At 33.6% G+C, this 14,495-nt stretch carries 15 protein-coding genes; 5 read left to right on the forward strand and 10 right to left on the reverse strand.

The annotated features are described in order from the left end of the window. Positions 1-73 precede the first annotated feature (73 nt). The 4 genes from J5Y03_RS10720 to J5Y03_RS10735 form a co-directional block, all read right to left on the reverse strand. Positions 74-394, reverse strand: a complete 321-nt coding sequence (locus tag J5Y03_RS10720; protein ID WP_209405429.1) for a thioredoxin family protein — start codon at positions 392-394, stop codon at positions 74-76. An 11-nt stretch (positions 395-405) separates the two neighbouring features. Then, a complete protein-coding gene (locus J5Y03_RS10725; RefSeq protein ID WP_209405737.1) occupies positions 406-756 on the reverse strand; it encodes a toprim domain-containing protein in 351 nt (116 codons plus the stop codon). A gap of 399 nt (positions 757-1,155) precedes the next feature. Further along, positions 1,156-1,539, reverse strand: coding sequence for a glycine cleavage system protein GcvH (gene gcvH / locus J5Y03_RS10730; protein WP_209405431.1), 384 nt, complete (start codon positions 1,537-1,539; stop codon positions 1,156-1,158). Between the two features lie 35 nt (positions 1,540-1,574). Next, positions 1,575-1,934 (reverse strand): arsenate reductase family protein, encoded by a 360-nt coding sequence (locus J5Y03_RS10735; RefSeq protein ID WP_209405432.1) that lies wholly within the window; start codon positions 1,932-1,934, stop codon positions 1,575-1,577. A 369-nt stretch (positions 1,935-2,303) separates the two neighbouring features. On the opposite strand from J5Y03_RS10735, the gene dltX reads away from it, so the two are divergent. The 3 genes from dltX to dltD are packed head-to-tail and all read left to right on the forward strand — an operon-like array spanning position 2,304 to position 4,905. Further along, entirely contained in the window at positions 2,304-2,498 is a 195-nt protein-coding gene (gene dltX, locus J5Y03_RS10740) for a teichoic acid D-Ala incorporation-associated protein DltX (RefSeq protein WP_209405434.1), read from the forward strand. 32 nt (positions 2,499-2,530) lie between these two features. Next, the gene (gene dltB, locus J5Y03_RS10745; protein ID WP_209405436.1) at positions 2,531-3,679 is read left to right on the forward strand and encodes a D-alanyl-lipoteichoic acid biosynthesis protein DltB; all 1,149 of its coding nucleotides are present in this window, start codon (positions 2,531-2,533) and stop codon (positions 3,677-3,679) included. A 50-nt stretch (positions 3,680-3,729) separates the two neighbouring features. Then, positions 3,730-4,905, forward strand: a complete 1,176-nt coding sequence (gene dltD / locus J5Y03_RS10750; protein WP_209405439.1) for a D-alanyl-lipoteichoic acid biosynthesis protein DltD — start codon at positions 3,730-3,732, stop codon at positions 4,903-4,905. Between the two features lie 114 nt (positions 4,906-5,019). Here dltD and J5Y03_RS10755 read toward each other — a convergent pair whose 3' ends face one another. Next, a complete protein-coding gene (locus tag J5Y03_RS10755; protein WP_209405739.1) occupies positions 5,020-5,550 on the reverse strand; it encodes a YceI family protein in 531 nt (176 codons plus the stop codon). Between the two features lie 496 nt (positions 5,551-6,046). Here J5Y03_RS10755 and J5Y03_RS10760 point away from each other — a divergent pair, with 496 nt between their 5' ends. After that, positions 6,047-6,466 (forward strand): NUDIX hydrolase, encoded by a 420-nt coding sequence (locus tag J5Y03_RS10760; protein WP_209405441.1) that lies wholly within the window; start codon positions 6,047-6,049, stop codon positions 6,464-6,466. Positions 6,467-6,528: 62 nt separating this feature from the next. Here the strand turns inward: J5Y03_RS10760 and J5Y03_RS10765 are convergent, their stop codons facing one another. From J5Y03_RS10765 to J5Y03_RS10775, 3 genes are all read right to left on the reverse strand, one after another. Then, entirely contained in the window at positions 6,529-8,313 is a 1,785-nt protein-coding gene (locus J5Y03_RS10765) for an acyl-CoA dehydrogenase family protein (protein ID WP_209405443.1), read from the reverse strand. Positions 8,314-8,424: 111 nt separating this feature from the next. Further along, on the reverse strand, positions 8,425-9,600 hold the full coding sequence (locus tag J5Y03_RS10770; RefSeq protein ID WP_209405445.1) for an acetyl-CoA C-acetyltransferase: 1,176 nt from the start codon (positions 9,598-9,600) through the stop codon (positions 8,425-8,427). 21 nt (positions 9,601-9,621) lie between these two features. Beyond that, the gene (locus J5Y03_RS10775) at positions 9,622-12,003 is read right to left on the reverse strand and encodes a 3-hydroxyacyl-CoA dehydrogenase/enoyl-CoA hydratase family protein (RefSeq protein ID WP_209405741.1); all 2,382 of its coding nucleotides are present in this window, start codon (positions 12,001-12,003) and stop codon (positions 9,622-9,624) included. Positions 12,004-12,291: 288 nt separating this feature from the next. On the opposite strand from J5Y03_RS10775, the gene J5Y03_RS10780 reads away from it, so the two are divergent. Beyond that, entirely contained in the window at positions 12,292-12,438 is a 147-nt protein-coding gene (locus J5Y03_RS10780; RefSeq protein ID WP_209405447.1) for a YuzL family protein, read from the forward strand. Between the two features lie 530 nt (positions 12,439-12,968). On the opposite strand, the gene J5Y03_RS10785 is transcribed toward J5Y03_RS10780, so the two are convergent. Then, positions 12,969-13,886: a proline dehydrogenase family protein gene (locus J5Y03_RS10785; protein WP_209405449.1), complete on the reverse strand. Its 918-nt coding sequence runs from the start codon at positions 13,884-13,886 to the stop codon at positions 12,969-12,971. A 325-nt stretch (positions 13,887-14,211) separates the two neighbouring features. Beyond that, positions 14,212-14,460 carry a YusU family protein gene (locus J5Y03_RS10790; protein WP_209405451.1) on the reverse strand — a complete coding sequence of 83 codons (249 nt, stop codon included), beginning with the start codon at positions 14,458-14,460 and terminating at the stop codon, positions 14,212-14,214. Positions 14,461-14,495: the final 35 nt, after the last annotated feature.

Consider the following 14,495-nt stretch of genomic DNA (forward strand, 5'->3'; position numbering starts at 1 on the left):
ACACTTTTAAATGGTAAATAAAACCAAACAGTTTTGTTTTAAAACAAAAAAACATAGCCACCCAAGGCTATGTTTAAGAATTTTTAATTTCAAATGGTTTAAGTAATTCCATTAAATATGGAACTGAATGAAACGCGTAAATCTTATTTATCATTTCCCCATTCTCTAAAAACAATAAACAAGGAACACTTTCAACTTCCCAGTTATGCACTTCATTTTTAATATCATTTACATTTATTTGACCAATTGGAAGATTTGGTAATAACTCTTCTATTATTGTTAGCATTTTAGATGCTACTTGGCATGTACCACACAAAGAAGTGTAAATGTATACAATTGTTGTTTGATTTAAACTCATTTGTTTTGTCAGTTCTTCTCTTGTCCACTGTTGCATATTTTACCTCATTAATTCGAACGCAAAAACGTAGAAAATACAGATATATCTGCCCCTAAAAGGACACTTGCTAAGTGCTGGCTTGGTGCCGTAGCAACTTCTCTGTAACTACGATCTATATACAAGTGTTCAGCTCGTGGAAACTCTCTCTTAAGTTGTTTTCGTAACTTTTCACCTGCATCATCTGCATCAACAAGGACGTACACATCACGATAATCAAGTAACTCTGCAAGCTCATCGAGTTTTGTCGTTCCAACTGTTCCATTTGTACAGATAATATCAATTGGTTCGTTAATAATGGATTGAATTTTTCTTTTATCAGTTGTACCTTCAACAATTATAACTTTCTTTTGCTCATCTATATTCACTGGACATCACCTAATAGTAATGGACTATGAAACACTTTATATTATAGATAGTATATTCTATTTTACGTTGTAATTTCCTTTTCTATAAAAATAATCGTCAATTTAGACATTTTCCGTATACTTTGTCGCTATTTAAGAAAGTGATAAGTTGATTTCCACTTCAGGATGCTCGCTTTCCGTGGGGCGGGCGGTGAGCCTCCTCGTCGCTATCGCTCCTGCGGGGTCTCACCTGTCCCGCTGCTCCCACAGGAGTCTCGCACCTTCCGTTCCAATCAACTATATATTCTTTATCAAAATCTTTTCAATAACAACAATCTTTAAGAAAAGAGCCTTTAATAAATCAGCTTTTGTAAAAAAAGTGCCCAAAAAGGACACTTTTCTGTTTCATTTTTATTAGTCTTGTTTGATCATTTCTTCATATTTATCAGCTGTCATTAATTCGTCTAACTCTGATGCATTAGTTGCTTCAACAACAACCATCCAAGCTTTTTCATAAGGTGATTCATTAACAAATTCTGGATTTTCATCTAAATCAGCATTTACTTCAATAACTTTACCACTAATTGGAGCATATAATTCAGAAACTGTTTTTACAGATTCAACACTACCGAAAGGCTCATTTACAGTTAGTTCATCTCCAACTTCTGGAAGCTCAACAAACACAATGTCACCTAATTCTGATTGAGCGAAATGAGTAATACCAATATAATACTTATTTCCTTCAACTTTCACCCATTCATGTTCTTCTGAATAACGTAATTCTTTTGGAATTGCCATTTGTAGTTCCTCCTATGTATAGTTATATATTTAGGTTATTTTTGTAACCAAACTTCTTCAAACACTTCGTCATTAAAACCAACTGTAGCATTTTTTCCATCTGTTAATAATGGTCTTTTAATTAACTTTCCATCAGATGCTAAAAGCTCTAATAACTCATCCTCTGATTTAGTTGGTATAACTTCTTTTAATCCAAGCTCACGATATTTTACACCGCTTGTATTAAAAAGTTTTTTAATGCTTAAACCGCTATCTTTTAAAATCTCTTTTAATTCTTCCTTAGAAGGTGGGTTTAATGTAATATCGATAGCTTGTACATCAACATTATGGTCTTTTAACCAAGTAGTCGCTTTACGACAAGTTCCACATTTAGGATATGTATAAAATTTTTTCATTTAATCACCACTTTCTACCTAATCATTTTATCATAAGCTAATCTGAAATTTATCATTTAGGATACGACAAAATTCGACAATTACGATTCTCTAATTAATCAATATGTTAACTAAAATGCAATAGTTGGTAATCCAACCATTGTATATCATAACTAATTTTATTATACTAAATTGAGTTAGAATTATAAAATAATTTTGCAACTTTTTTCATGATACTCTATTTTAACAAAGTAATCTTGAGCAAACTAAATTACAGAGTCTATTAAGCGTTCTAAACTATAGCAGATGAAATTCAATTACATTAAGAGCTTTTCATATTGTTCTCATATTATTTTATATTTACTTATGTATCATTTTACTATAATTTAGATGATTGGGACTCTTAAGTCTTTTATAAAGGAGGGGGCATGTGTGTTAATAGGAAAAGTTCGTAAATTTTTTCAACATCCAATAACCCAATGGATTACAAAAACGAGCTATTATTTATTGGTTATCCTTTTACTGATTTATTTTTATGTGTGCAATACTGGAAATTCATCAACCTTTATTTACAATGAATTTTAAAATTTGTAGATTTTATTAATCGAGGTACATTTATGACACCGTATGGAAATTTATTATATTTTTTAATGTTAGCAGTTTTATTTTTACCGATTGTTATTTATGGTTTAAAAGGAAAGAAATTACCAATATATAGTACAATCGTTGGCTGGGCTCTTATAATACTTATATTTGTAAATCAAACTACACAACTAATTTTCTTTTTATGTTTTACGGTTTTTCAATTAGGTTTAGTCTTATTTTATCAAAAATACCGCGTACATAAGAATCAGTCCGTTACTTTCTACTCTGTCATATTGTTAGCCCTACTTCCTCTTATATTAACAAAAATTCAACCTTACTTATTTTCCTTTACATTATTTGGATTTTTAGGTATTTCCTATGTGACGTTTAAAACGGTTCAAATTTTGATTGAGATGAGAGATGGCCAGATTAAAGACATGACCCCTTTACAGTTCCTAAGATTCTTTTTATTTTTTCCAACTTTTACTTCTGGACCGATTGATCGCTTTAGAAGGTTTGAAAAAGATGTGGAGAAACACTATGTAGAGGGTGAGTATAAAGAGCTTTTATATACAGCTATCCAGTTAATTTTTAGAGGCTTTTTTTATAAATATATCATTGCACATATACTGGATGTGTATGTGATTTCAAATGTGTATTTAAATGAAAATCTTTTTATTTACAAATTAATCTATATGTATGCTTACAGTTTTTATTTATTTTTTGATTTTGCAGGATACAGTGCATTCGCAATCGGAGTTAGCTATCTACTTGGTATTAAAACGCCACCAAACTTTAATAAACCTTTCCTAAGTAAAAATATTAAAGATTTTTGGAATAGATGGCATATGACTTTATCCTTTTGGTTTAGAGACTATGTGTTCATGCGATTAGTATTTTTAATACGAAAAAAGAAATGGATTCAAAATCGTTATACTATCTCTTACATAGGTTATCTTTCACTTTTTTTACTAATGGGAATTTGGCATGGATTAGCGTTACATTATATTGTTTATGGACTTTACCAAGCTGTTTTAATCATTAGCTACGATTTATATGAACGAAAAATAAAATCAAAAAAATGGATTAAAAGTTCAGTGTTTACTGATGCTCTTGCAATTTTAATAACATTCCATTTTATTTGTTTCGGATTTTTAATTTTCTCAGGTAGATTATTTTAATTTTTTTTGTAATTTAGAGACAACAATTATACGTTTTTAGGGGTGTAAACATGAAAAACCCAAAATTCGGCCCGATTATTTTAGCTATTGTACTTGCAGTCATCCTTTTATTTTTACCTAACAACAAGCTATCAAATCTGGTCACGAAAAAAACAGTCTCTCAGACTGAGGCATCTTTAAACCCTACGATATTCCAGGGTGTTGCTATTCAAAAAAAGATTATGCAAGATAAGAACATTTTACCAATTTACGGTTCATCCGAATTGTCACGTTTTGACGAGTTTCATCCGTCAGTTTATTTCAAAAGTCAAAATAGTCAATATACTCCTTATTTAATTGGACGTGGAGGAACTCAATCACTTATTCATTTTTTAAGCCTTTCTTCAGTACAGCCTTATTTAAAAGACAAAAAGTTCGTTTTCATCTTATCGCCAACATGGTTTAAAGGAGAAGGCTTAGATGAGGGAAGATTCGATCCTAACTTTTCGAAATTACAAGCGATTGAATTCGCATTAAATCAACATATTCCGATTGATTTGAAACGAAGAGCAGTTCAAAGACTGTTGGATTACTCTATGGTAAAAAATGATAGTATGTTATCTGCTATATTAAATGAGTCAATCAATCCGAAATCTAGTCCTACTGTAAAACAAAAATTGCTTAATGATTTAGTAGCAAGCTATTTATCGATTGCAAAAAAACAAGATGTAGTAACCTCTTTAATACATCCAAATTTCCATTCGATTAATTCGATTAAACCTTTACCAAAGGGTATTTCATTTGATGACATGTTAAAGAGGGCGGATGAAGAAGGGAAGAAAACTTCCAATAACAATCGATTTGGTATGAAAAATAGTGTATACTCATTTCATTTTGCAAATCTAAAGGAATTAAAAAATTCAAAAGCGGACATTTCCTATGGAAAATCACCTGAATATGGAGACTTACAGCTAGTATTAGATTTATTAAAATCTTCTGGAGCCAAGCCGCTATTTATTTCTCTGCCTGTTAATGGTTATTTTTATGACTATACAGGATTCAATAAAGCAAAACGAGAAGTCTACTACAATAAAGTTCGTAATCAAATCGAAAAAAATGGATTCGAGGTCGCTGATTTATCTGGACACGAATATGATAAATATTTCTTTGAAGATTCAATCCATATCCGTTTAAAAGGATGGATTTATATCGATCAGGCAATTGAAAAGTACATGAATGAAAAATAATAAAACGGGTATTCTGCAAATTGTAGAATACCCGTTTTTGATTTAATATACATTCCACAGAAACTTAAAACGATTTTCTGTTTATCTTTGATGTATTTTAAGAGTGTTTTATTATTATGCTTTTACAGCTTGAACTTGAATATCAAACTTGATTTGGTCTCCAACAAGAACACCACCAGCTTCTAAAGCCGCGTTCCAAGTTAAACCATATTCACTTCGGTTGATTGAACCAACACTACTAAATCCTACTTTTTCATTTCCCCAAGGATCTACTCCATGTCCTTCATAAGTAACTTCAAATTTTTCTGTATTTGTTACTCCGCGTATTGTTAAATCTCCTGTTACAATGTATTCATTTTCAGCTTTTTTCTCAATTTGCTTAGATACAAATGTCATTGTTGGATGATTTTCAACATCGAAAAAGTCAGCTGAACGAAGATGGTTGTCACGATCAGTATTTCTCGTATCAATACTATTTGCATCCACTGTAAACTGAATTGATCCACTTGTTAAATCATTTACATCTGCTTCGATTGATGCAGTAAATTCATTAAATGAACCCTTTACTTTTGAAATCATCAAATGCTTGATTGAAAAATCCACACTACTATGCGTTTGATCTACTATCCATTTTGTTTTTGTCATTGTCATGATAAATCCCTCCGATTTTTTTCCCTATTTTTAAATTTAATAAAATTAAATGCTGTTGTTCTATTAATTACTTTTATTCATTTACTTACTATTTGTAAGTTACTTATAATTTTATACAATCAAATTGTTTCTGTCAACTTTTAATTAATTATGTTTTCGTATACATTGTTGCCGTTTTAGATTGCGTTAGTTGATTACAACTCCAGGATACTCGCTTTCCGTGGGGCGTGAGCTGAGCCTCCTCGGCAAGCCTGTGGGGTCTCAGCCTTCCCGCTATTCCCACAGGAGTCTCGCACCTTCCGTTGTAATCAACTTCTATCTTTAAAATTAAAATCTCAAAAACAATTAAGTTTACGAAAAAAGCATTTTTATTTTAAAACTTTTTTAGAGACTTGATTTAATAACTAATTTGAGGTTGAATCATCATAAACAGACTATTCTAAAGAATGGATAAAAATTACTAGATTAAAAAAATTGAAGGGAGTTTACTATGAACGAAAATAAAATTGTTGTTGTTGTAAAAGGCGTTGTATTGAACGAAGGAAATATTTTAATTGTACAACGATCTATTGATGATGAATATGGTGGAGGAACTTGGGAATGTGTTGGAGGTAAAATAGAATTTGGAGAGGATCTAGAATCTGCGTTAATTAGAGAAATTAAAGAAGAAGTTAGTCTTGATGTTACAGTGAATAAAATTTTATATGCCACAACTTTCAAAACTAACCCATCAAGACAAATTGTCATTCTTACCTACTTATGTGGATGTAAAAATAGAAATGTTTTTCTATCTAACGAACATAGTGATTACCAATGGGTAACAAAAGATCAATTTAGATTACTGATTACTCCAGAAATCCAAAATGATTTTGAGAACAATGATGTGTTTTCTTTAGTAGAATGGAAATAAAACATAAAAAAGCATGCACCCTTAATCAAACGATTAAAAGGTACATGCTTTTTTTGATTCACTTAAACTGTATAGCGTTCTACTTCTAACACACCTGCAGCGATTTCACGTTTTTTCGCAATGACGTTAATCGGAGTATGACGAGTAAATTTTCGAAGTGCTGATGTCATCATACGTAGCATGTCACCAGACTCAACAGCAACTAATGTTTCTTTTGCGTGAGCTTCGATTTCGTTGAACGCTTCCTGACAGAACACTTGAGTGTAAAGAAGTTTTTGGTTTGATTTCTCTGAACCTACTTTGTTAATTGCTTTTTCAGTACGTAGGATTACTGATTCCATTGCATAAATATTGCTAGCAATGTCCGCAATATTAACAAGGATTTCTTGTTCTTTTTCTAATGCTTTGCCGTATTTTTGAGCAGCTAAGCCAGCAATCATGATACCGATTTTCTTAGCATTGCGTAATAAGTGCTTTTCTTGCTCAAGCGGAGCATCTCCTACTTCTGTAGGCATTAATGTCATTAGCTCTTCTTGAATTTGTTGAGCCTGTTGAAGTAATGGAAGCTCACCTTTCATTGCTTTACGTAAGAATGTGCCTGGTACGATTAAACGGTTAATTTCATTTGTACCTTCAAAGATACGGTTAATACGTGAATCACGGTAAATACGCTCAATTTCGTATTCCGCCATGAATCCATAACCACCGTGAATTTGAACGCCTTCATCAGCTACGTAGTCTAATACTTCAGAACCGAAGAACTTGTTTAATGAACATTCAATTGCATATTCAGCAACTGCATCACCTACAGCCTTGCCATCTTTTAATTGTTCTTCCGTTAATTGGCTAAAACGATCTTCGAAAAGACCTACTGTACGGTAAACAGCACTTTCATTTGCATAAATTTTCGTTGCCATGTTCGCAATTTTTTCTTGAATTAAACTAAATTTTGCGATTGGTGTTTTAAATTGTTGACGTTGGTTTGCATATGTTGCAGATAGTTCAAGAGCACGTTTTGATGAACCAACAGAACCTACTGCTAATTTATAACGACCAATATTTAAAATATTGAACGCAATAACGTGTCCACGACCAACTTCGCCTAATAAGTTTTCAACTGGAACTGCTACATCCTCAAGAATTAACGTACGAGTTGAAGATGATTTAATACCCATTTTCTTCTCTTCAGGACCAGTAGATACGCCTGGATATTCTCTTTCAACGATAAATGCAGAGAAATGCTCTCCATCCACTTTTGCGTAAACAACGAATACATCAGCAAATGCAGAGTTAGTAATCCATTGTTTTTCACCATTTAAGATGTAATGTGTACCCTCAGCATTTAATTTAGCAGTTGTTTTTGCACCTAGTGCATCTGAGCCTGAACCTGGCTCCGTTAATGCATATGCAGCTAATTTTTCACCAGAAGCTAAGTCTGGTAAATAACGTTTCTTTTGATCATCGTTACCAAAAAGAACGATTGGTAATGAACCAATACCTACGTGTGCTCCATGAGAAATCGCGAAACCACCAGCAAGTGAGAATTTTTCAGAGATTAATGCAGAACTGATTTTGTCTAATCCAATTCCACCGAACTCTTCTGGTACATCAGCAGCTAATAAACCTAATTCACCAGCTTGCTTTAATAGACGAACACTACGCTCAAACTCATGTTGCTCAAGGTATTCTAACTCTGGTAATACTTCATTTACGATGAAATCTTCTGCAGTTTTCGCAATTAATTTTTGCTCATCAGTGTAATCTTCTGGTGTAAACACTTTATCAAATGTAATTTCACTTGTTAAAAAACTTCCACCTTTAATTAAGTTACCAGCTGTTTTTTCCATGGTAAAATTTCCTCCTAATGTAATTTATCTTTTACGAAGAGACCAAGGGAAGTTCTGCTGGCCAGTCAGAGCTTCCTTTACAATCTCTTAAAATCGCTTTATCAAAATCTATTAGATTAATTCAAATACACCCGCAGCGCCCATGCCGCCACCGATACACATTGTGACAACACCAAATTGCTCACCACGACGTTTCATTTCATGTAATAGTGACAATGTAAGTTTTGTTCCGGTACATCCAAGCGGATGACCTAAGGCAATTGCTCCACCGTTTACGTTTACTTTCTCTTCATCCAAACCTAAGTGACGGATAATTTGAATTGATTGAGAAGCAAACGCTTCATTTAATTCAAATAAACCGATATCAGAAATACTTAATCCAGCTAATTTAAGTGCTTTTGGAATTGCTTCAATTGGACCAATCCCCATTACTTCCGGAGCAACACCTGCTACTGCAAATGAACGGAATTTTAATAATGGACTTAGCCCTTCAGCTACTGCTTTTTCACGATCCATCACAAGAACTGCAGCTGCTCCATCACTTGTTTGTGAAGAATTACCAGCTGTAACAGAACCTTGTACGTTAAATGCTGGACGTAGCTTTGCTAACACTTCAGATGTTGTGCCTTCACGAACACCTTCATCTTGTGAAAATACAAATGATTTTTCTACCAGTTTATGATTAGAATTAACTGTACGAAGTGTTACATCAACAGGTACAATCTCATCTACAAACCGCCCTTCGCGAATTGCTGCTGCTGCACGCATATGACTACGTACTGCAAAAGCATCTTGGTCTTCACGAGAAATTCCATAACGTGTTGCAACTTCTTCAGCAGTATGCCCCATGCCCATGTAGTATTCAGGAGCAGTTTCAACTAGTCGGCTGTTTGGACGAATCACATGTCCTGACATTGGTACTAAACTCATTGATTCAGCACCGCCGGCGATTGCTGCTTCAGCATGCCCTAACATGATTTTTTCTGCTGCATAAGCAATACTTTGTAAACCAGAAGAACAGTAACGATTAATTGTGATTGCCGGAACAGTATTTGGTAAACCAGCAAGTGCACCAATATTTCTTGCCATATTTAAGCCTTGCTCTGCTTCTGGCATTGCACATCCAAAAATTAAGTCATCAATTGGTCCATCATAATTTCCCGCACGTTTTAATGTTTCTTTTACAACTAACGCACCTAAATCATCCGGACGTACTGTTGCAAGTGAACCTTTTTTTGCTTTACCAACAGGTGTTCTTGCACCCGCTACAATGACAGCTTCTCTCATGAACTTACCTCCATCTCTTGATTAGTTACGTAATGGTTTTCCTTTTACTAACATGTGCTGCATACGTGCCTGTGATTTCATATCACTCACTAAGCTTAAAAATGCTTCACGTTCTATATCTAATAAGTATTGTTCATCTACTTTTGTACCGAATGGAACTTTACCACCAGAGATGACATACGCTAATTTTTTCGCAATTTTTAAGTCATACTCACTGATATAACCTGATTTATACATCGCATGAGCACCTAAAACTAATGTTGCATAACCTGTTTCTCCAACTACAGGAACTTTTTCACGAATCGGTGCTTTATAGCCTGCTTCGTAAAGTTCAAGAACACGTTGTTTCGCTTCATAAATTAAATGATCTGCATTAAATACTTTGCGATCATCATGATTTAAGAAACCATTTTCAAATGCCTCTTGTGCTGATGTTGATACTTTTGCCATCGCAACTGTTTCAAACACACGATTTGCAAGGGCTTGAAGGTCAAATTCAACGCCTTCAGGAAATTGCTTTAATTGTTTAATATAAAGCTCTTTATTTCCCCCGCCACCAGGAATTAAACCAACACCTACTTCAACTAGGCCTAAATAAGTTTCAGAAGAAGCTACAATGCTAGCCGCTGGTAAACAAACTTCAGCACCGCCACCAAGTGTCATACCATATGGTGCTACAACAACCGGTTTGTCAGAGTACTTGATTTTCATCATTGCATCTTGGAAGCCTTTAACAACCATTTCAATTTCAAAATAGTTATCATCCTGTGCTTCCATTAAAATCATTGCAAGGTTCGCACCTACACAGAAGTTTTTCGCTTGGTTTCCTATTACTAAACCTTTATAGTTTTTAGCAACTTCATCAACTGCGAAATTAATCATTTGTGTAATATCCATTCCAATTGCATTACTCTTAGTATGGAATTCTAAACAGGCTACGCCATCTCCAAGGTCGATTAAACTTGCACCTGAATTTTGTTTAATAATGTGTCCTTTCTCTTTTAAGACGCTAAGTCGTACAGCCTTTTCGTTTTCAATTAATGGTTTGTATTCACCATTATGATAGAAGCTTGTTAAACCATTGTCCTTTTTATAGAACGTTTCATTTCCAGCAGCAAGGAAGTCTTTTACCCACTCAGGAATAGAAACTCCTTCTTTTTCCATAAGTTCAACTGATTTTGAAACGCCAATCGCATCCCAAATTTCAAATGGACCAAAATCCCATCCAAATCCCCATTTCATTGCTTGATCAATGCCAATAATGTCATCAGAGATTTCCCCAGTTAATTGTGCTGAATAAACTAATACTGGGCTAATAATGTTCCATAATAACGAGCCTGCACGATCATCAGCATATACAAGCGCTTTCAACTTATTTGAAAGACCTTTTACTTGCTTCACTTGTTCAGTTGATGCAGTACGTAAATTCTTTCTTTCTACATACTCGAAAGTAGATGGATCAAGCTCAAGGATTTCCTTACCTTGTTTTAAGAAAAAGCCTTGTCCTGACTTGCTACCTAACCATTTGCGGTCAGCCATTTCCTTCATGAAATCTGGTACTTCGAATACTTCTTTTTCAGCACCTTCTACTTTTTCATATACGTTATTTGCTACATGAATGAACGTATCAAGACCAACAACATCTAGTGTACGGAATGTAGCACTCTTTGGACGTCCAATAAGTGGACCTGTAACCGAGTCAACTTCACCAACACTGTAGCCACCTTTGATCATTTCTTGTACTGTGACTAATAAACCGTATGTTCCAATGCGATTTCCGATAAAGTTTGGCGTATCTTTTGCTAATACGACACCTTTACCTAATACATCTTCACCAAATTGCTTCATAAATGTTACTACATCTTCGCTTGTATGTTGTGTAGGAATAACTTCTAAAAGTTTTAAGTAACGTGGTGGGTTAAAGAAGTGTGTTCCTAGGAAATGCTTTTTAAAATCTTCTGAGCAATCTTCTGACATTGCTTCAATTGAAATTCCAGAAGTATTTGAACTAACAATTGATCCTGGCTTACGGACTGCATCAACTTTTGCTAAAACTTGCTTTTTAATTGCTAGGTTTTCAACAACTACTTCAATGACCCAGTTAACTTCACTTAAACGTACCATGTCATCATCAAAGTTACCTACTTCAATTAAAGATAGATTCTTTTTTGATGCAAGAGGAGCTGGTTTTTGCTTCAAAAGTTTTTGAACTGCAGTCGCACTAAAGCGGTTACGAAATTCTTTGCTTTCTTCAGTTAAACCTTTTGCTTTATCTTCCTCTGTTAACTCCCTTGGTACAATATCAAGAAGTAAAGTCGGAATACCGATATTTGCTAAATGCGCAGCAATACCAGAACCCATTACACCCGAGCCCAATACAGCAGCTTTTTTGATTCTTTGGATCATGCATTTCTCCCCCTTGTTCCTTTGAATGAATACTCATTCACTTTCAAAGCACAGACTAGCCTAGCAAATGAGCCTCTACACTCACTATATGCTAAATTCTAATTTTTCGCAATAAACAAAAAGTTAAAAATATTAATTTTCTGTAGAAAAAATAATGACACTTTTCTTATCTTTTAGACACACCGATAGAATTTAGGAAATTAGGGGTAAGGAAAAAAAATTGAAAGCCTCTTTCTCTCATAGTTCCACTTTTTATGGAAAACCTATTTACTGTGGAGGTGATTAATGTTGAAACGAGAAAAAAATCCATCAAGTGCTGCTGTTAGTGCGGCAAGTATGCAAGGAAATGCAGATCCTGGTGCAGCAAATAGACAAAAAAAAGGTAGACACGGTAGCAATGAACAATATGGTAAAGAAAATATGGGAAAATAGATAAGTGCCTCATTTTTGAGGCACTTTTTTGTATTGATAGGAGTGTTGTGAGGGAGTTTTGATTGTTTATGGGTGGGGTTGTTCTGGATATGGTCCGTTTTCCTTGTTATATGGGCCATTTCATCTTTTATCAGTCAAAATTGTAATTATATCAGTCAGTTTTATTTTTTATCGATCAAAATTCGATTTATATCGGTCTCTTTTCTGATTTTATCAGTCTGTTTAGTAATTTTATCAGTCAGTTCCACTTTATTCGGCCGTTTCATTGTTTTTTCAATCGTTTTGACTATTAATTCAGCCGTTTTTGCAATTAATTCAACCGTTTTTTACTTTATTCAACCATTTTTCCAATTAATTCAACCATTTCATCAATTATTTAGCAAATACACCTGTTAATTCGACCAACCCTCCTATTCCTGGCCAGAACACCTATTAATCCAAATTTTTTTCAACCTGGCCATCAGTTCCCACCCAATCAAAAAAAAAACGCCTGGATCACATCAACTGCATCCAAGCGTTTTTCTACATTATTATTTACTAAACATTCCTTTTAATACGAAAGCAACGTTTGCAGGGCGTTCTGCTAGACGGCGCATGAAGTATCCATACCAGTCTGTTCCGTATGGTACATAAACACGCATTTTGTAGCCTTCTTTAACAAGTTCTTGTTGACGCTCTGTACGAATACCGTATAGCATTTGGAATTCAAATTGGCTATTTGGAATGTTATGTTCTTTTACTAATTGTTTTGTATATTCAATCATTGCTTCATCATGTGATGCAATTGCTGTATAGTTTCCATTTAATAAATGCATTTTAATAATTTTTTTGTAATTATCATCTACATCTTTTTTCTCTGGGAAAGCAACCTCAGCAGGTTCTTTATATGCTCCTTTAACTAGACGAAGATTTGGACTTAATGAATTTAAGTCAGTAATATCATCTACTGTACGGTAAAGGTATGCTTGAATTACTGTTCCAATGTTATCGAATTCTTTACGTAATTCTTTGAAAATCTCGATCGTTTTTTGACAACGAGTATAATCTTCCATATCAATTGTTACGAACACACCATGCTTTTTAGCAGCTTCTAAAATGCGGCGCATATTGTTCAATACGATTTCATCAGAAATATCTAAACCCATTGAAGTCATTTTTAAAGAAAGTTGAGAATCTAAATTTTCTTTACCAATTGCTTCAATTGCAATGATACAGTTATCTGCCATTTCATTTGCTTCTTCAATCGTATCAACAAATTCCCCAAGATAATCAATTGTTACGCATAGATCTTTTTTGTTCAATTCTTTTATTACATTTGTAGCTAATTCAATTGTTTCCCCTGCAACAAAACGTGATGCTCCAAAACGAAGGCCGTATTTTTTAGCCATCTTTGTTAACGCTTTATTTTTAGATAAAAATAAAAATGAGTTACGCATTAATTGTTCCATTATTTCTCCCCCAATAAAAACAATTCTTTTTCTCTTTTTTAAAGAAGCTAGTAACTTTCTTTACACCCCTATAAAGAAAAACTTCTTTAACTAATCCTATTTTTTTAACCATTTTCAATTTAACCTACCGTGCTAAATTAAGAATCGTTCTCTAATCTTAATGTACCATTTTTAGACAAACTTTAAAATTAAAACTTTTAAAAAAATGTCGAAAATTGGTTTAATAATAAATATAAATACCTATTTTATTAGTTCTTGCTACTATTTTACCAGAAGAAAGCGCTTTCGTCTTTAAAAATAATTAACCAATTATTTACTAACTTTATTATTTTTGATTCTGTCGGTTTTTGTCGTTTAATTCTTTAATTTCTTTTATTAATTCAACCATTCCGTTTTTCGCATCTGGATATAATTCATTCCAATGTTTAACTAGAGCTGGCATTGATTTTGACATATATGTGTATAACACCCATTTTTTCACTTGTTCGATTCGTTCATCAGAGGCATCTCCTAATAATAGCTCTGTATATTTTGTTACCAATGAATCAAATTGTTGATCAAACTGAGATTGCATCACTTACACCTCGCATTTTTATTCCTAGTTTTACT

It is taken from the genome of Gottfriedia endophytica (genome assembly GCF_017814275.1).
In the GTDB taxonomy this organism is placed as follows: domain Bacteria; phylum Bacillota; class Bacilli; order Bacillales; family Bacillaceae_G; genus Gottfriedia; species Gottfriedia endophytica.